A 16,662-nucleotide genomic window follows, 5' to 3' on the forward strand; every position below is an offset into this window, starting at 1 on the left:
GGAGGATGCCATGATCGACGACCTCGCCATGGTGCTGGCCAGTTCGGTCCGGCTCACCGTGCCGCTGGCGTTCGCCGCCTGCGGCGAATACATCGCGGAGCGCGCCGGCACCATCAACATCTCGGTCGAGGCGATGATGCTCGGCGGCGCGTTCAACGCCGTATGGGGTGCCTCGATGACCGGTTCCGCGTCCTTCGGCCTGGTCTTCGGCATGCTGGCCGGCCTGGTCATCGGCTTCGTGCACGCCGAGTTCAGCCACCGCCTGTCGGTCAACACCTACGTGGTCGGGCTCGCCCTGAACGCGCTCGTGCTCGGCCTGACCAGCTTCCTGCTCGACTCGATCGACCTGACCGGGCATCAGGTGGACGCGCTGAACGTCCCGGTCCTGTCCGACCTGCCGCTGCTCGGACCGGTGTTGTTCGCCCACCGCTGGCCCGCCTATCTGCTGGTCGGGCTGATCCCGCTGGTGTGGTGGCTGGTGCAACGCAGCCGCTTCGGGCTGGAGTTGCGCGCCGCCGGGGAGAACCCCCAGTCGGCCGACGTCACCGGGATCGACGTGCGCCGCAGGCGCCGGCAGAGCGTGCTGCTGTGCGGCGTGCTGGCCGGACTCGGCGGCGCCTACCTCGCGGTGGGCGAAGTGGGCGCGTTCAACCAGAACATGACCGCCGGTCGCGGCTTCGTGGTGATCGCGGCGGTGATCTTCGGCGGCTGGACGCTGCGCGGCACCATGGCCGGCTGCCTGGTCTTCGGCGCCGCCGACGCGATGCGGCTCGCGCTGCCCGCGCTCGGCGTGCATCTCAACTCGCAACTGCTGATCGCCGCGCCGTATCTGCTGGCGCTGCTCGCGATGATGTTCCTGGCCAAGACGCACCGCCAACCGGCAGCATTGGGCGCGCCGTTCGTGCGGGGCATCGTATGAGGGCGGTGCGGCACCGCGGCCACGGCGGCCCGGAGATCCTGGAGCAGGTGGTCCTGCCCGACCCGGAACCGGGCCCGGGCGAGGTGCTGGTCGCGGTGCGCGCCGCCGCGGTCAACCGCCTCGACCTGCTGCAACGGCGCGGCCCGGGGCTGCTGCCGGGCTTCACGCTGCCGCACGTGCCCGGCATGGATGTCGCGGGAGACGTCCTGGCCGTCGGCGGCGGCGTGCGCGAGCGCCGGGTCGGCGACCGGGTGCTGATCAACCCGGCTGTGCACTGCGGGAGTTGCGCCGCCTGTGGGCGCGGCGACGAGGCGTGGTGCGGGGCGCTGCGCGTGGTCGGCGGGAACCGGTCCGGCGGCTACGCCGAATCGATCGTGGTCCCCGCCGGGCGCACCCACGTGATCCCGGCACACGTGCCGCACGTGGCCGCCGCCGGGCTGCCCACCGCGTACGGCATGGCCTGGCAGGGCCTGGTCGTGCGCGGCGGGCTGCGCGCGGGGGAGACGCTGATGGTGCACGGCGCCGGCAGCGGGGTGAGCATCGCCGCCGTACAACTGGCCCGCGCACTCGGGGCGCGCGTCGTGGTCACCTCCGGCTCCCGGGCCAAACTGGATCGGATGGCCGACCTCGGCGCCGACGTGCTGATCGACCACCGCACCTCGGACCTGGTCGCCCGGGCCCGCGCGGCGACCGGCGGGGCCGGCGTCGACCTGGTGCTCGACCACGTCGGCCCGGCGCTGTTCCAGGCGTCGCTGCACGCACTGCGCCCGCGCGGCCGGCTGGTCTTTTGCGGGGACACCACCGGCACCGAGGCGGGCTTCGACCTCCCGCACGCGTTCCACAGCGGGCTGACCCTGCTCGGCGCGGGCTCGATCGGCGACGCGGACTTCGCGGCCATGGTCGAGTTCTGCCTGGACCGGGAGCTGACCCCGGTACAGGACGGCACGTTCCCCCTCGCCGACGCGGCCGCGGCCCACCGGCGCCTGGAGAGCGGCGCCGCGTTCGGCAAGGTCACCCTGCTCCCCGGCGGCGCCCGATGACCCCCGCCGAGGCCCTGCTCGTGCTGACGGCGGGCCTCGGCGCGGGCACGGTCAACACCGTCGTCGGCTCCGGCTCGCTGCTCACCTTCCCGGTCCTGCTCGCCCTCGGCCACCCGCCCGTGGTCGCCAACGTCTCCAACACGATCGGCCTCACCCCGGGGTCGATCGCCGGGACCCTCGGTTACCGGCGCGAATTGGCCGCCCAGGCGCACCGGTTGCTCCCGCTGTCCGCCGCCGCCGTGCTGGGCGGCGCGACCGGCGGCCTGCTCCTGCTCGGCCTGCCACCGGGCGCGTTCCGAGCGGTGGTGCCCGTACTGGTTCTGCTCGCCGCGGCGCTGATGGGCGTACAGCCGTGGTTGTCCGCCCGCCTGCGCGCCCGCCGCACGGCCAACACGGTGGTCCCGGCGGTGCTGCCGGGATCCTCGGCCGCGTCGGCTCCCGCGTCCCGCACGCCCGGCTCCGGCGTCGGCGTCGCCCTGCCCGCCGCGGTGTTCGTGGTGAGCGTGTACGGCGGCTACTTCGGCGCCGCGCAGGGCGTGTTGCTGCTCGCGCTGCTCGCGATCGTGCTGGACGAGGACCTGAACCGGCTCAACGGCCTGAAGAACCTCCTCCAGGCGCTGGTCAACCTCGTGGCCGCCGTGCTGTTCGCGCTCACCGCCGAAGTCGCCTGGCGTCCCGTCCTGTTGCTCGCCCTCGGCTCGGTGGCGGGCGGCCGGGTCGGCGCCCACGTCGGCCGCCGGGTCCCCGCCCCGATCCTGCGCACCCTCGTCATCGTCGTCGGCACGGTGGTGGGTCTCGTCCTGCTGGTCACCTGACCCCGCCGGTCCCGTTCCACCGTCGCACTCGTGAAAGAAGGAATCCCATGTTGCGTTGGCTCACCGCCGGGGAGTCGCACGGTCCCGCGCTCACCGCCGTACTGGAGGGTCTGCCGGCCGGAGTCGAGGTGTCCTCCGGCGAGTTGGCGCACGCGTTGGCCCGGCGGCGGCTGGGCAACGGGCGCGGGGCCCGGATGCGATTCGAGCGGGACGAGGTGGAGTTCACCGGCGGCGTGCGGCACGGGATCACCCTGGGCGGGCCCGTGGCATTGCGCGTGGCCAACACCGAATGGGCCAAGTGGGCCGACGTGATGGCGCCGGATCCGGTCGACGCCGACGGGCGCCGCTACGACGAACCGGGCCGGCTCGCCGATCGCGGCCGGGCCGCGGCGCTGACCCGCCCCCGCCCCGGACACGCCGACCTGGCCGGGATGCAGAAGTACGGCTTCGACGACATCCGCCCGGTCCTGGAGCGGGCCAGTGCCCGGGAGACCGCGGCCCGCGTGGCGCTCGGCGAGGTCGCCCGCGCGTTCCTGACCCAGACCCTGGACGTGGAGATCCTCAGCCACGTGGTCCGGATCGGCGCCGTCGCCCTGCCCACCGCGCTGGTGCCCGAACGCGGCAGCCTGGACACGATCGACGCCGACCCGGTGCGCTGCGTCGACCCGGAGACCGCTGCCGCGATGAACGCCGAGATCGAGGCCGCGCAGAAGGACGCCGACACCCTCGGCGGCGTGGTCGAGGTGGTGGCTTACGGCTTGCCGCCGGGCCTGGGCAGCTACGTGCACTGGGACCGCCGCCTGGACGCGCGCCTGGCCGCCGCGCTGATGGGCATCCAGGCGATCAAGGGCGTCGAGGTCGGCGACGGCTTCACCACCGCGACCCGCCGCGGCTCGGTCGCGCACGACGAGATCACCCCGGTCGCCCCGGGACGCCCCGGCCCCACCCGGGTGCGCCGCGAGACCGGCCGCGCCGGCGGCATCGAGGGCGGCATGACCTCCGGCGAACCGCTTCGCGTGCGTGCCGCGATGAAGCCGATCTCCACCCTGTCCCGGGCCCTGGCCACGTTCGACGTGCGCACCGGCGATCCGGCCAAGGCGATCGCCCAGCGCAGCGACGTGTGTTCGGTGCCCGCGACCGGCGTGGTCGCCGAGGCGATGGTGGCCCTCGTCCTCGCGGACGCGGTCCTGGAGAAGTTCGGCGGGGACAGCGTGACCGAGACCCGGCGCAACGCCGACGCCTACCTCGCGGCCCTGCCGGTGACCGTCGCCGACGCGTGAGCAGGCACGCCGGCCCAACTCGGCGGACGGGCTCCGGGGCGATGGCCCCGGAGCCCATCGGCGGTTCAGCCCCCGGCCGGCGCCCCCGCGAGCAGCCGCGCGCGCAGGCCCTCGTCCAGCGCGGCGTCCACACACGTCCACGCCATCGCCAGACCACCGTCAAGCAGCGCGCGATCCGCGGCCGGCCGCGCCGCATACGCGGCGAACTCGGCCTGGTGCAGCCCCACATCGCCGGAGTCGATGGAGATCAGCGGCTGGATGGACGGGATCGCCAGCGACACGTTGGCCATGTCGGTGGACCCGGCCTGCCGATCGTCCTCGGCGGTCACCGGCGGGAACTCCCGCCCCACCAGCAGCGCGTTGCGCTCGTACGCGGCCAACAGGCCGGGGTCGTGCCGGAATTCCGAGTACGCGGGCGAGGTCGAGGACAACGTCAGCCGCGACCGGGTGGCCACCGCGCCCGCCTGGAAACACTCGCGCACCCGCGCCTCCAGGTCGGTCAACCCGGCCAATGTGGCGGCGCGTACGTAGTAGTCGGCCTCGGTGTGCTCGGGGATCACGTTCGGCACCTGCCCGCCGGTGGTGGTGATCCCGTGCACCCGCTGATCCGGCGTCATGTGCTGGCGCAGCAGCCCGATCGCCACCTGCGCGACGGTCAGCGCGTCGGCCGCGTTGATCCCGTCCTCCGGGCAGGCCGACGCGTGCGCGGCCCGGCCGTCGTACTCGACGTGCAGTTGCGCGCGGGCCAGACAGGTCGGATCGAGCCGCTCCCGGGGCGAGGGGTGCACCATCATCGCCGCGTGCACCCCGGCGAACGCGCCGCGCTCCAGCATGAGCACCTTGCCCCCGCCGTTCTCCTCGGCGGGGGTGCCGAACACGCGAACGGTCACGCCCAGGTCGTCGGCGACCGCGCCCAGCGCGAGCGCGGCGGTGACCGCGGCGGACGCGATCACGTTGTGCCCGCACGCGTGCCCGATCCCCGGCAGCGCGTCGTACTCCGCGCAGATTCCGAGCACCAGCGGCCCGTCGCCGCGCTCGGCGACGAACGCGGTCGGCAACTCGCCCACGCCCGGGGTGACGGTGAAGCCGTGTTCGGTCAGCTGCTCGCCCAACCATCCGCAGGCGCGTTCCTCGGCGAAGCCGAGTTCGGGATGGGCGTGCAGACGGTGACTGAGTGCAACCAGCTCTGGTGCGGCGGCGTCCACCGCCGCCTGGGCGGCGGCCTTTGCGGGTGCCGCGAGGTCGAAGGCTCGCATGGGCGCATCCTGCCCCACGACGGACGTAACGGGAAGTGACCGAACGAAGTATCTGTTCCGCGTAACAACGACCGGCTAAGGTGCGGAAATCCATGATCGACAAGGCAGAAGTCACGGAAAACCGGACCCCCGTGCCGGACCGGGCCGAGGCGTTCGAGCGTGAGCTGAACGTCCTCGCCCTCTCCGGCGACGGCTGGCTCGCGATCCTGCGAGCCCTGGCCGGGCGTACCGGCCGCACCGCCCGACTGGTGGGCGTGCACGGTGGTGTGCTCGCCGCGACCGACGACGGCACCGAGTCGATGACCCCGGTCGCGGTGGCCCACGTATTCGTCGAGGACCGCGTGGTCGAGGTCACCTGCGACGAGGGCTGGCGGGCCTCGGCGTTGCCCGTACGGGTGGCCCAACGCCGAGTCGGACTACTGCTGTTGGGCGAGCCGGACGGCGCCCGCGACGACGAGCCGCTGCTGCGCGCCGCGGTCACGGCGGTGGCGATCGAGGCGATCCGGCGGGACGCGGTGGCCACCGCGACCGCCGAGACCGCGGGTCGCCTGATCGACGAACTGCGCTACGGCGCGTTGCGCAACCTGGGCGATGTCACGCGCACCGCCGCCCGGTTCGGCCTACACCTCGATCGCCCGCACTCCGCCGTGGTGTTCGCCTACTCCGGACCCAACCAGCGCACCTGGACCACCGCGCTGTCCTGGCTGGAGATGCCGGTGCGCCAAGAGGGCGAACTGGGCCTGGCGGTGCTCTCGGGCAACGTCGAACGCGAGATCAGCCGCATCCGCATCCGGCTGCAGGGCATGGTCGGCGACGTCCCCGTACTGGCCGCCGCCGGCCCCACGGTCAGCGACCCGCGCGGCACGGCCCGCTCCTTCCACGACGCGGAGACCGTGCTCGGCCTGCTGCGCCGCCGCCCCGGCGAGGTACAGCTGATGTTCTCCTCGCTCGGCCTGGCCCAACTGCTGTTCGGCGTGCCGCCGGCCCGACTCCAGGCGTTCGTGGACCAACACCTGGGCCCGATCCTGGAACGTGAGGAATGGGTGGCCACCCTCAGCGCGTGGCTGGCCACCAACGGCAGCCGCGCCGCGGTCGCCGAGCTGCTGCACCTGCACCGCAACTCGGTCGGCTACCGGATCGGCCAGATCCGCGAACTCCTCGGCGCCAATCCCCTCGACCCCGAGGTCACCCTCCAACTCCAGGCCGCCCTGACCGCCCGCGAACTCCTCCTGGCCCTCCGAGAGGTCCCGTAACACCCCCGCGAGCGCGTGCGCCCCCGGGCGCCCCCCGCAAGCCCCGGGCCGTCCGCCCTCCGGCGCCCGAATGGGGCCATCCGGATGACTCCCGGGCGAGAGTTCGCGTCGATCGGCCGCGCCTCGGCGGGATGCCGCCGGGTGTGGGTCACAGTCGTTCCAGCCCCGGTGCGGACCGCCGGGACGTCGACGCGCGGGCCGATTCGGTCGAGCCCGCCGGTTGCTCGGGGTGTCCCACCGGTCGAGAGGCGATCAGCATGACCGAAACCGACGTGACCCGTACCCCGCACGCGGCCACCCGGCTGCGCGAGCTGGCGTTCGGCGCGATGTCCGCCGGCGCGCTGCGCGCCGCGCTGCGCCTGGGCCTGCCCGACGCGCTGGGCGACACCCCGGCGACCGTCGAGGAATTGGCCCGCGAGGTGTCCGCGCACCCCGGGGCGCTGCACCGCCTGCTGCGCGCGCTCGCCTGCCAGGGCGTCTTCGCCGAGGAGCCCGACGGCCGCTACACGCACACCGAGGCCTCCCGCCTGCTGCGCGCGGACGCGCCCCGCAGCATGCGGGACGTGGCGCTGTGGACCACCGAGCCGTGGACCTGGGAGGCCTGGCCGCACCTGGACCGCGCGGTGCGCTCCGGCGGCAGCGTCTTCCCCGAACTGCACGGCAAGCAGTTCTTCGACTACCTGCACGAGGACGCCCCCGAGTCGGCCGCCGCGCTCGACCGGGCGATGACCCAGTCCAGTCGGACCTCCGCCCAGGACGTCACCGAGGCGCTCGACCTGACCGGCGTGGACTCCGTCGCCGACATCGGCGGCGGCCAGGGCCTGGTCCTGGCCACCCTCCTGGAGCGCAACCCGACCCTGCGCGGCACCCTGCTCGACCTGCCCGGCGTGGTCGCCTCGGCGGATCGCCGACTGCGCGACGGCGGCGAACTCGCCGGCCGGGCAACCCTGGTGGGCGGGGACTGCCGGGTCGACATCGGCGTGCGGGCGGACCTGTACATCGTCAAGAACATCCTCGAATGGGACGACGACAGCACGCTCCGCACGCTGCGCAACATCGTCGCCGCGGCCGCCCCCGGCGCCCGCGTCGCGGTGATCGAGAACCTGGTCGACGAGACCGCCTCGATGCGCTTCACCGCGGCGATGGACCTCCTGCTGCTGCTCAACGTCGGCGGCCGCAAGCACACCAAGGACAGCCTGCTGACCCTGATCGAGCAGGCGGGCCTGCGCGGCCGGGACGTGCGCGCGGTGAACCCCTCGCTGCACATGTTCGAGTGCACGGTCCCGGGGTGATCGGGCCGCACCCGAGCCGCCCGACCCGCCCCGCCGCCTCCGGCTACGGAAAGTCATGCATGATCACCATGAGCTAAACATGCGACTGCTCCCCGGGGGTGAAGCCGGTCGGGATATCCGCCCGGGAGGCCCAGAGCCGGGCCCCGAATGCAGTCACGCGGGTCGCGGGGTCGCCGGCGCCGTTCGATGGTGATGAAGGCGCCTCGCCGATCCCCGTTGCCGATGCCCGTCGGCAGTTCGCGAGCGCCGGAAGGAATATCACGATGCGTCGTGCACGCGCTCTCGTCGCCGGTTCCGCACTCGGCTTCGCCGCCCTGACCCTGGCGGTTCCGGCCGCCTACGCCGATGCCCCGGCGCCGGTGAAGCCGGACAACGCCCCCTCGGCCTCCGGGAACGGCGGACAGGAGAAGTCCTGGTCCGGTGAAGGAAAGTGGACGCCCGACAAGGGCGGCGAGTCCAGCGAGGACAAGGGCGGCGAAGGTGGCTCGCACGAGAAGTCCTGGAAGGAGCACAAGAGCCCGCACGGTGGCGTGCACACCGGCATCGGCGGCTCCTTCCTCGACGACGGTGCCGCGCTCGGCACCGGTGCGGCCCTGATCGCGGGTGGTGTCGGCGTCGGCGTCTACGCGCTGCGTCGTCGTCCCGCCGTCTCGGCGGCCCGGGCCTGACCCGTCCCGCCCCAGGTAACACCCGCCGTGGCCACCGCCCTTCCCGGGGCGGTGGCCACGGTGACGTCGTCCCCGCCCCGGCCCGCACCGCCGGTTCCCCCGAAGCCGGCCCCGGTACTCCTCCGGCCAGGAAAGAGGCATCGTCTTGCACGACCCCGATCCGCCCACCGAGACGTCCGAGCCCGCCGCGCCGCGCCGCATCAGCGCCGCTCGACTGATGCTGATCGCCGCGGTGGCGATCCTCCTGGGCGCCCTGATGATCAAGCACGATCTGAGCAGTGACTCGGGTCCGCCACCCCAACCCGTGCCCGCCGCCGCGCAACCGAGCGCCGCGACGAGCGCCGCACCCTCGCCGAGCCCGACCCCCGAGAGCGGGCCGGCGATGAAACGTTCGCAGCCGGTGCGGATCAAGATCCCCCGGATCAAGGTGGACGCCCCGTTCATCGGCCTCGGCCTGAACTCCTCCGGGGTGCTGGACGTCCCGCCCGCGGGCAACCGCAATCTGGCCGGCTGGTACGAGGACGGCGTCACCCCCGGCTCCCGGGGCAACGCGCTCGTGCTCGGCCACGTCGACACGATGATGGGCCCCGCCGTCTTCTGGGGACTCGGCAGCCTCAAGTCCGGCGACACCGTCGAGATCTCGCGCGCCGACGGCAGCGTGGCCAGGTTCGCGGTCGACTCGGTCGAGTCGTTCGCGAAGGACGCCTTCCCCGACGAGCGGGTGTACGGAAAGACCCGGGATGCCCAGCTGCGCCTGATCACCTGCGGCGGCTCATACGACCGCAAGGCCAAGGACTACAAGGACAACGTGGTCGTCTTCGCCCACCTGCTGCCCCCGGAGTAGCCGCACGCGCTGGTACACCCGCTCCCGCACACACCGCGGCCGGCCCCGGATTCCCTCCCGGAGCCGGCCGCCGCGTGTCGCGCTACACCTGCGCGTCCCCCCCGACCTTCGCGGTCTCACCACCCCGCGCGCCCCGCTCCGTCCGGCACGCCACCGCGCCCAACACCCCCACCAGGGTGCCCTCCGGATCCGGCTCGGCGACCGGGACCCGCCACGCGACGAATCCGTCCGGGCGGACCAACACCGCGCCCTCGTCGGTCACTCCGTGCACCTCGGCCCAGTCCACGTCCGGCGCGGTGACCAGGTCCACCACCGCGGCCTCCGCCTCGGTACCCACCCGGTACACCGCCACCGGCACGCCCAGGCGCCGGCTCGCGCGCTGCACCGACCGCTGCCACGCGGCCCCGGCCGGACCCGCGCCGACCAGCAACACCGGCGAGGTCTCGTACAGGTCCAGGGTGGACACCCGCGCGTCGTTGCGGCGCAGCCACAGGTGCGGTGCGCGGGTGCCCGGCTCGCCGCTCGGCGGCCGGAACCGCTCGGGCAGCACCGGCAGTTCGGGGTCCGCCCCGAGCACGGCAGCGGACGCGTAGCGGTAGCCGAGCACCACGCCGAGCACTCCCGGCTGCTTGCCGCCGCCGACCGTGGGCGCGGCATACCCGGGGTGGCTGTGTTCGGCCGAACGGGTGGACGCCCGCGCGGCCGTGGCCACCGCCACCGGCCGGCGCTCCGCCTCGTAGGTGTCCAACAGGTCGGCGCCCGCGTGCCCGTTCAGCACCGCGGCCAGTTTCCAGGCCAGGTTGTGCGCGTCCTGGATCCCGGTGTTGGACCCGAACGCGCCGGTGGGCGACATCTCGTGGGCCGAGTCGCCGGCCAGGAACACCCGCCCGGAGCGGTAACGTTCGGCCACCCGCTCGGCGGCGTGCCACGGCGCCTTGCCGGTGATCGTCACATCCAGGTCCGGCACCCCGGCGGCGGCGCGGATGTGCGCCACGCAGCGCTCGTCGGAGAACGCCTCGATCGGCTCGTCCTCCTCCGGATGCCACGGCAGGTGGAAGACCCAGTGCTCCCGGTTGTCCACCGGCAACAGCGCGCCCTCGCCCCGAGGGTTCGTCAGATAGCAGACGATGAACCGGCGTTCGCCGACGTGCGCGGCCAGGTCGCGCGAGGTGAAGGTGACGCTCACGTTGTGGAACAGGTCGCCCGGACCGCTCACGTCGATGCCCAGCGCGTCGCGCACCGGACTGCGCGGCCCATCCGCCGCGACCACGTAGTCGGCGCGTACGGTGAGCTGTTGCCCCGTCTCGCGGGTCTCCACGACCGCGGTCACCCCGTCCTCGTCCGGTACGCAGGACCGGAGTTGGGTACCGAAGCGCACGTCGCCGCCGAGTTCGCGGGCGTAGTCGGCAAGTACCGGCTCCAGGTCGTTCTGGCTGCACAGACACCACGACGACGGGCTGAACCTGGCCAGTCCGCCGCCCGGATCGATCTCCTTGAACAGCCACTCCTGGATGTCGCCGGCGATGGTGTCCGCCTGGAGGATGCCGTGGTTGTCGGCAAGTACGGCGGACGCGGCGCGGATTCGATCCTCGACCCCGGCGGTGCGGAACACCTCCATCGTGCGCACGTTGTTGCCGCGCCCGCGCGGATGCCGTGAGGTGTCGGCGTGCCGCTCCACCAGCATGTGCGGGACGCCGAGTCGGCCCAGGAAGACGGACGTGGACAGCCCGACCAGCGAGCCGCCCACGACCAGGACCGGCACCCGGTGTTGGATCTCGGGGTTCATCACTACTCCTGCGTTGGCGAGGACTGCGGACCCGGCCGCCGTCGCGGGCGGAGGAGAGTCCGCCGGGGTCCTCCTGTTCCCGCTCATCGCCGCCGGCCGGTCGTCGTCGCCCAATGTCACTCATATGCCCTCAAAAGATGCACAGGGTGATGATCGGCCGCCACGCTCGAAGTCGAAGCCGGGTCCGGACGGACGGATCGGGCGGGTATCCCGGTGTGATCGCGCGAGCGGCGCGACCGACCGCGACCCGCTCGACCTCCCCGTTCCCCGGGCGGCGTCGGTGCGACCCGGTCCCCCGGGAGCGCCTCGGCGGGCGGGCACGACGTTCGGCCGAATCCCATGACCAAAGGACTGACATGGACACCCTCGTCCACTCCACGGCGAATCCCACCGCCGACACCACGTCCAAGCTCCGGGTGCTGCTCATGCTGGAGCTGCACGAAGGGTCGGAGCAACGTTTCCTCGAGGCCTACGAAGGCATCCGCCACCAGGTGGCCGCCGTTCCGGGCCACCTGCGCGACCAGCTGTGCCAGTCCATCGAGGACCCCAGCCAGTGGCTGATCACCAGCGAGTGGGAAGGCGCCTCCCAATACCTGGCGTGGGTGGACAGCCCCGAGCACCAGGTGATGGTCCAGCCGCTGCACGGCTGCGTGCGCGGCACCCGCTCGCTGCGCTTCTCGGTGGCCCGCGAGACCGACCTGCGCGCCCCCGACGGCCCGGTGATCACCACCGGCGCCCGCGCGCCGAAGGGCAAGGCGAAGACCGGCGGCACGCCCAAGGCGAAGGCGGCGGCCGACAAGGCCCGCGCCGCCGCGCCGGCCGCCCCCGGCGTGGTGCGCTGCGCGCTCACCTTCACCGTCAAGCCGGGCAGCGAGGCCGAGGTGGCCCGCATCCTCGCCGGCTACGAGTCGCCCGAGGCCCGGGTCAACCCGACCACCTCGCTGCGCCGCACCTCGGTGTTCATGCTCGGCAACCGCGTCGTACGGGCCATCGAGGTCGAGGGTGACCTGCGCGCCGCGCTGCGCCATGTGGCCGAGCAGCCCCAGGTCCGCGCCGCAGAGGAGGCGCTGAACCCGCACCTGGAGGAGGCGCGCGACCTGAACGACTCCGAGGCCGCCCGCGCGTTCTTCATGCGCTCCTCGCTGGCCGAGGTCTACCACCTGAGCGCGCCGACCAAGAAGTCGGACAAGGCGTCGGGCAAGAAGTCGAGCAAGACCGAGACCACCCGCCGTGCGTTCCTGTACCCGGTCCGGCACGGTTGCGGCGAATCCGCCGCGACGCTGCTGCGCCGGCACGACGAGCAGGCGATCGCCGTCGCCGGCGGGCCGATCGCGCACAGCCAGGTCTTCCTGCGCGGCGACACCCTGATCCGCGTGCTGGACCTGCGCGGCCCGGCGGACCAGGACCCGGCGCTGCTGCTCGGCGTCGACCGCCGGGAATCCGCCGCCCGGCTGAGCCGACTGCTCGACCTCGGCGAGGACGGCGAGTTGGACACCGACGAGGGACTGCGCCGACTGCTCGCCGCGTGCGAGACCACCCCCGTCACCGACCGTCGCGCCGCCCGCGACGCCTGATCCCCCGGGGCGGCGCCCGACGGCGCCGCCCCGCCACTTGGAGGTGGCACAGATGACCACGCAGACCGTACGCATCGTCAACCTGGACGAGATCGAGCCGAACCGCCGCCGCGGCGGTGACCTCCGGGTCACGCTCGGCCCGGCGACCGTGGGCTCCACCAGCGGCTTCATGGGCCTGGCCCTGATCGAGCCCGGGGACATGATCGCCGAGCACTACCACCCGTACTCCGAGGAGTTCATCCACGTCGTGGTCGGCTCCATCGAGGTCGACCTGGACGGCGTCACCCACGAACTCCGGCCCGACCAGGCTCTGATGATCCCGAAGAACATGCGCCACCGTTTCCGCAACGTCGGTCGGGTGCAGGCGCGGATGGTCTTCCAACTCGCCCCGCTCGCGCCGCGGCCCGAACTCGGGCACGTCGACACGGAGGGGATCGAACCCGCCGAGACCGCGGGCGCCGACTCTTGAGGCGCCGGGTCGCGGTCACCGGCGTCGGGGTGGTGGCACCCGGTGGGGTGGGTGTCACCGCGTTCTGGGACCTGCTGATGGCGGGCCGCACGGCGACGCGCGGGATCACCTTCTTCGACCCCACCGGGTTCCGCTCCCGGATCGCCGCCGAATGCGACTTCGACCCGATCGCGTGCGGCGTCGACCCCGACCGGGCCCGACGCGCGGACCGCTACGTGCAGTTCGCGCTCGCCGCGGCGGCCGAGGCGGTCCGCGGCAGCGGCCTGGACCGCGACGCCGAGGACCCCTGGCGGATCGGCGTCTCCCTCGGCACCGCCGTGGGCGGCACCACCCGGCTCGAACACGACTACATCGCGGTCAGCGGCCCCGGCAAGACCTGGGCCGTCGACCACCGCAGGGCCGACCCCTTCCTGCACCGGGCCTTCTCGCCGAGCACCCTGGCCGCCGAGGTGGCCGAGGAGTTCGTCGCCAAGGGCCCGGTGCAGACCGTCTCCACCGGCTGTACCTCCGGCCTCGACGCGATCGGCTACGCCGCGCACGCGATCGAGGAGGGCCGCGCCGACGTGTACATCGCCGGCGCCGCCGACTCGCCGATCTCGCCGATCACGGTCGCCTGCTTCGATGCGATCAAGGCCACCTCGACCCGCAACGACGACCCGGCACACGCCTCCCGGCCGTTCGACGCGGATCGGGACGGATTCGTCCTCGGCGAGGGCGCCGCGGTACTGATCCTGGAGGAGCTCGAACACGCCCACCGGCGCGGCGCCCATGTGTACTGCGAGGTCGGCGGGTTCGCCACGCGCGGCAACGCACATCACATGACCGGCCTGACCCGCGAGGGCCTGGAGATGTCCGAGGCGATCGACCGCGCACTGGCGGACGCGGAGGTCGCCCCCGACGCCGTCGACTACGTCAACGCGCACGGCTCGGGCACCAAGCAGAACGACCGCCACGAGACCGCGGCCGTCAAGCGCTCGCTCGGCACGCACGCACACAAGGTCCCGATGAGTTCGATCAAGTCGATGGTCGGCCACTCGCTCGGCGCCATCGGCGCCATCGAACTCGCCGCGTGCGCCCTGGCGATGGAGCACAAGGCGGTGCCGCCCACGGCCAACTACGAGACGCCGGACCCCGAGTGCGACCTCGACTACGTGCCGGGCACCGCCCGGCCGATGGGCCTGACGACGGTGTTGTCGGTGGGCAGCGGGTTCGGCGGCTTCCAGTCCGCGGTGGTCCTGGACCGTCGGGAGAGGAGACCCCGATGAACAGCTCCACAGCAAGGCGCACCGTGGTCACCGGCGTCGGCGTCGTCGCGCCCAACGGCATCGGCGCCGACGTGTTCTGGAAGGCGACCCGCGAGGGCCGCTTCGTGCTGGACCGGATCTCCCGCGAGGGCTGCGAGCACCTGCCGCTGACCGTCGCGGGCGAGGTGCGCGACTTCGACCCCGCCGCCGTGGTCGAGGAGCGCTACCTGGTCCAGACCGACCGCTTCACCCACTTCGCGCTGGTCGCCGCCGACCAGGCCCTGGCCGACGCGGCGCTGGGCCCGACGTCCACCTTCGGCGTCGGGGTGACCACCGCGAGCTGCTCCGGCGGCGGCGAGTTCGGCCAGCGCGAACTGCAGAACCTGTGGGGCAAGGGACCCGGCTTCGTCGGGCCGTACCAGTCGATCGCCTGGTTCTACGCGGCCACCACCGGCCAGATCTCCATCCGAGGCGGCTTCAAAGGCCCCTGCGCGGTGCTGGCCAACGACGAGGCCGGTGGCCTGGACGCGCTCGCGCACGCCGTCCGGACCATCCGCCGAGGCACCGACGCCGTCGTGGTCGGCGCCGCCGAGGCACCGCTCGCCCCCTACTCGATGGTCTGCCAACTCGGCTACGACGCGCTCAGCCTCGCCGCCGACCCCGCACGCGCCTACCTCCCGTTCACCTCCGCCGCCCGCGGCTTCGCCCCCGCCGAGGGCGGCGCGATGTTCGTCGTCGAGGAGGCCGAGTCGGCCCGCCGGCGCGGCGCCCGGATTCGGGCCGAAGTACTCGGACACGGCGCGACGTTCACCGGCACCTGCGGCTGGGGACCGTCCCGCCACGGACTGGCCCGGGCGATCCGCGACGCCCTGGCCGAGGCCGAATGCGGACCCGCCGACATCGACGTGATCTTCGCCGACGCGCTCGGCACCCCCGAGGCCGACCACGCCGAAGTGCTCGCCCTGTCCGACGCGTTGGGCGCTCGCGCCGCCCGGGTGCCGGTCACCGCGCCCAAGGCCGGCATCGGCCGGGCCTACTGCGGCGCGCCGATGCTCGACTGCGCCGCCGCGATCATGGCCATGGAACACGGCGTACTGCCGCCCACCCCGGGCGTGTTCGACATCTGCCACGACCTCGACCTGGTCACCGGCCGGGCCAGGAACGCCGAACTGCGCACCGCCTTGGTGCTCAGCCGCGGCCTGATGGGCGGCAACGCCGCACTGGTGCTGCGCCGAGGCGACGGCCGCCCCGACACGCCGTAGCCCGCTCGGCTACTCCCGTGGCCGGTAAGACCCGTGCCCCTCGTACGCATCATCCGACTCATCCGAAAGGAAGCCCGCGATGAACGGACCGCTCACCCACGAAGTGCTCGCCGAGGTGATGAAGTCATGCGCCGGCGTCACCGCCAGACCCGAGCAACTGCGGGACCCCGACGCCACGTTCGAACAATTCGGCCTCGACTCGCTGGGCCTGCTCGGGATCGTCGCCGAGCTGGAGCGGCGCTTCGAGTTCCCGCTCGGCGCGGACGTGGACCAATGCAAGACCCCGCGCGAGTTTCTGGAAACCACCAACTCCCAACTCATCTCCGGAGTGTGACATGGCCGGCCATACCGACAACGACATCGTCATCGCGGCCCCGTTCGACCTGGTCTGGGACATCACCAACGACGTGGACAACTGGACGAACCTGTTCAGCGAATACGCGTCGGTGGAGGTCCTCGAGCGCGAAGGCACCAAGGTCACCTTTCGCCTGACCATGAAACCCGACAAGGACGGCAAGATCTGGAGCTGGGTGTCCGAGCGCGAGGCCGACCGCGAGACGCGCACGGTGTGGGCGCGCCGGGTGGAGACCGGGCCGTTCGCGCACATGCACATCCGCTGGGAGTACCACGAGGTGCCCGACGGCGTACGGATGCGCTGGGTCCAGGACTTCGCGATGAAGGAGACCGCCCCGGTCGACGACGCGTGGATGACGGACAACATCAACCGCAACTCGCGCGTCCAGCTCGAACTGATCCGGGACCGGATCCAGGAGCGCGCCCGGGAGACGGGCGTCGCGCCCACCGTGCGCACCTGGTGAACTCCGCGTCGTCGCCCGCCCCGGCGCGACGACGCCCCGCCGGTGGGGGCGCGCGGCGAGGGGCCCCACCGGGCCCCCCCGCGACAAGGGCGGCACCCATGGCCCGCACCCAGATCGTCGCCCGGGGGAAGCCCCCCGCGGC

At 73.2% G+C, this 16,662-nt stretch carries 16 protein-coding genes; 14 read left to right on the forward strand and 2 right to left on the reverse strand.

The window, feature by feature from the left end:
• Window positions 1-10 precede the first annotated feature (10 nt).
• Genes ACWGR4_RS43945 through aroC form a run of 4 tightly spaced genes read left to right on the forward strand, consistent with a single transcriptional unit; the run spans window position 11 to window position 4,054 of the window.
• Complete coding sequence (locus tag ACWGR4_RS43945; protein WP_380011768.1) at window positions 11-919, forward strand: ABC transporter permease; 909 nt, start codon at window positions 11-13, stop codon at window positions 917-919.
• Window positions 916-1,959: a zinc-binding dehydrogenase gene (locus tag ACWGR4_RS43950; protein ID WP_380011765.1), complete on the forward strand. Its 1,044-nt coding sequence runs from the start codon at window positions 916-918 to the stop codon at window positions 1,957-1,959. The genes ACWGR4_RS43945 and ACWGR4_RS43950 overlap by 4 nt, the downstream gene beginning before the upstream one ends.
• Window positions 1,956-2,774, forward strand: coding sequence for a sulfite exporter TauE/SafE family protein (locus ACWGR4_RS43955; RefSeq protein ID WP_452133093.1), 819 nt, complete (start codon window positions 1,956-1,958; stop codon window positions 2,772-2,774). The genes ACWGR4_RS43950 and ACWGR4_RS43955 overlap by 4 nt, the downstream gene beginning before the upstream one ends.
• Before the next feature lie 47 nt (window positions 2,775-2,821).
• The gene (aroC, locus tag ACWGR4_RS43960) at window positions 2,822-4,054 is read left to right on the forward strand and encodes a chorismate synthase (protein ID WP_380011759.1); all 1,233 of its coding nucleotides are present in this window, start codon (window positions 2,822-2,824) and stop codon (window positions 4,052-4,054) included.
• Between the two features lie 65 nt (window positions 4,055-4,119).
• Here the strand turns inward: aroC and ACWGR4_RS43965 are convergent, their stop codons facing one another.
• Window positions 4,120-5,310: a M20 family metallopeptidase gene (locus ACWGR4_RS43965; RefSeq protein ID WP_380011756.1), complete on the reverse strand. Its 1,191-nt coding sequence runs from the start codon at window positions 5,308-5,310 to the stop codon at window positions 4,120-4,122.
• A gap of 92 nt (window positions 5,311-5,402) precedes the next feature.
• On the opposite strand from ACWGR4_RS43965, the gene ACWGR4_RS43970 reads away from it, so the two are divergent.
• The 4 genes from ACWGR4_RS43970 (at window position 5,403) to ACWGR4_RS43985 (ending at window position 9,367) form a co-directional block, all read left to right on the forward strand.
• The gene (locus ACWGR4_RS43970; RefSeq protein ID WP_380011753.1) at window positions 5,403-6,563 is read left to right on the forward strand and encodes a PucR family transcriptional regulator; all 1,161 of its coding nucleotides are present in this window, start codon (window positions 5,403-5,405) and stop codon (window positions 6,561-6,563) included.
• Between the two features lie 257 nt (window positions 6,564-6,820).
• Window positions 6,821-7,855 carry a methyltransferase gene (locus ACWGR4_RS43975; protein WP_380011750.1) on the forward strand — a complete coding sequence of 345 codons (1,035 nt, stop codon included), beginning with the start codon at window positions 6,821-6,823 and terminating at the stop codon, window positions 7,853-7,855.
• A 263-nt stretch (window positions 7,856-8,118) separates the two neighbouring features.
• Window positions 8,119-8,523 (forward strand): hypothetical protein, encoded by a 405-nt coding sequence (locus ACWGR4_RS43980; RefSeq protein ID WP_380011747.1) that lies wholly within the window; start codon window positions 8,119-8,121, stop codon window positions 8,521-8,523.
• Between the two features lie 145 nt (window positions 8,524-8,668).
• Window positions 8,669-9,367, forward strand: a complete 699-nt coding sequence (locus tag ACWGR4_RS43985) for a class F sortase (protein WP_452134082.1) — start codon at window positions 8,669-8,671, stop codon at window positions 9,365-9,367.
• 82 nt (window positions 9,368-9,449) lie between these two features.
• Here the strand turns inward: ACWGR4_RS43985 and ACWGR4_RS43990 are convergent, their stop codons facing one another.
• Window positions 9,450-11,153 carry an FAD-dependent oxidoreductase gene (locus ACWGR4_RS43990; RefSeq protein WP_452134083.1) on the reverse strand — a complete coding sequence of 568 codons (1,704 nt, stop codon included), beginning with the start codon at window positions 11,151-11,153 and terminating at the stop codon, window positions 9,450-9,452.
• A 356-nt stretch (window positions 11,154-11,509) separates the two neighbouring features.
• Between ACWGR4_RS43990 and ACWGR4_RS43995 the strand changes: the two genes are divergently transcribed.
• From ACWGR4_RS43995 to ACWGR4_RS44020, 6 genes are all read left to right on the forward strand, one after another.
• Window positions 11,510-12,727 (forward strand): SchA/CurD-like domain-containing protein, encoded by a 1,218-nt coding sequence (locus ACWGR4_RS43995; RefSeq protein ID WP_452134084.1) that lies wholly within the window; start codon window positions 11,510-11,512, stop codon window positions 12,725-12,727.
• 52 nt (window positions 12,728-12,779) lie between these two features.
• Window positions 12,780-13,196 (forward strand): cupin domain-containing protein, encoded by a 417-nt coding sequence (locus ACWGR4_RS44000; RefSeq protein WP_452134092.1) that lies wholly within the window; start codon window positions 12,780-12,782, stop codon window positions 13,194-13,196.
• Window positions 13,193-14,461: a beta-ketoacyl-[acyl-carrier-protein] synthase family protein gene (locus ACWGR4_RS44005; RefSeq protein WP_380011732.1), complete on the forward strand. Its 1,269-nt coding sequence runs from the start codon at window positions 13,193-13,195 to the stop codon at window positions 14,459-14,461. The genes ACWGR4_RS44000 and ACWGR4_RS44005 overlap by 4 nt, the downstream gene beginning before the upstream one ends.
• The gene (locus tag ACWGR4_RS44010; protein WP_380011729.1) at window positions 14,458-15,702 is read left to right on the forward strand and encodes a beta-ketoacyl synthase N-terminal-like domain-containing protein; all 1,245 of its coding nucleotides are present in this window, start codon (window positions 14,458-14,460) and stop codon (window positions 15,700-15,702) included. The genes ACWGR4_RS44005 and ACWGR4_RS44010 overlap by 4 nt, the downstream gene beginning before the upstream one ends.
• A gap of 79 nt (window positions 15,703-15,781) precedes the next feature.
• Window positions 15,782-16,036, forward strand: coding sequence for an acyl carrier protein (locus ACWGR4_RS44015; protein WP_126638622.1), 255 nt, complete (start codon window positions 15,782-15,784; stop codon window positions 16,034-16,036).
• A gap of 1 nt (window position 16,037) precedes the next feature.
• A complete protein-coding gene (locus tag ACWGR4_RS44020; protein WP_380011725.1) occupies window positions 16,038-16,520 on the forward strand; it encodes an SRPBCC family protein in 483 nt (160 codons plus the stop codon).
• The last annotated feature ends 142 nt before the right edge of the window (window positions 16,521-16,662 follow it).

It is taken from the genome of Embleya sp. NPDC055664 (assembly GCF_053618075.1).

What these genes read in the sequence shown, in the direction of transcription:
- ACWGR4_RS43970 (WP_380011753.1), top strand. Translation starts at nt 5,403, where the DNA reads ATGATCGACAAGGCAGAAGTCACGGAAAACCGGACCCCCGTGCCGGAC.
- ACWGR4_RS44000 (WP_452134092.1), top strand. Translation starts at nt 12,780, where the DNA reads ATGACCACGCAGACCGTACGCATCGTCAACCTGGACGAGATCGAGCCG.
- ACWGR4_RS43945 (WP_380011768.1), top strand. Translation starts at nt 11, where the DNA reads ATGATCGACGACCTCGCCATGGTGCTGGCCAGTTCGGTCCGGCTCACC.
- ACWGR4_RS44015 (WP_126638622.1), top strand. Translation starts at nt 15,782, where the DNA reads ATGAACGGACCGCTCACCCACGAAGTGCTCGCCGAGGTGATGAAGTCA.
- aroC (WP_380011759.1), top strand. Translation starts at nt 2,822, where the DNA reads ATGTTGCGTTGGCTCACCGCCGGGGAGTCGCACGGTCCCGCGCTCACC.
- ACWGR4_RS43955 (WP_452133093.1), top strand. Translation starts at nt 1,956, where the DNA reads ATGACCCCCGCCGAGGCCCTGCTCGTGCTGACGGCGGGCCTCGGCGCG.
- ACWGR4_RS44010 (WP_380011729.1), top strand. Translation starts at nt 14,458, where the DNA reads ATGAACAGCTCCACAGCAAGGCGCACCGTGGTCACCGGCGTCGGCGTC.
- ACWGR4_RS43965 (WP_380011756.1), bottom strand. Translation starts at nt 5,310, where the DNA reads ATGCGAGCCTTCGACCTCGCGGCACCCGCAAAGGCCGCCGCCCAGGCG.
- ACWGR4_RS43995 (WP_452134084.1), top strand. Translation starts at nt 11,510, where the DNA reads ATGGACACCCTCGTCCACTCCACGGCGAATCCCACCGCCGACACCACG.
- ACWGR4_RS43980 (WP_380011747.1), top strand. Translation starts at nt 8,119, where the DNA reads ATGCGTCGTGCACGCGCTCTCGTCGCCGGTTCCGCACTCGGCTTCGCC.
- ACWGR4_RS43975 (WP_380011750.1), top strand. Translation starts at nt 6,821, where the DNA reads ATGACCGAAACCGACGTGACCCGTACCCCGCACGCGGCCACCCGGCTG.
- ACWGR4_RS44020 (WP_380011725.1), top strand. Translation starts at nt 16,038, where the DNA reads ATGGCCGGCCATACCGACAACGACATCGTCATCGCGGCCCCGTTCGAC.
- ACWGR4_RS43990 (WP_452134083.1), bottom strand. Translation starts at nt 11,153, where the DNA reads ATGAACCCCGAGATCCAACACCGGGTGCCGGTCCTGGTCGTGGGCGGC.
- ACWGR4_RS43950 (WP_380011765.1), top strand. Translation starts at nt 916, where the DNA reads ATGAGGGCGGTGCGGCACCGCGGCCACGGCGGCCCGGAGATCCTGGAG.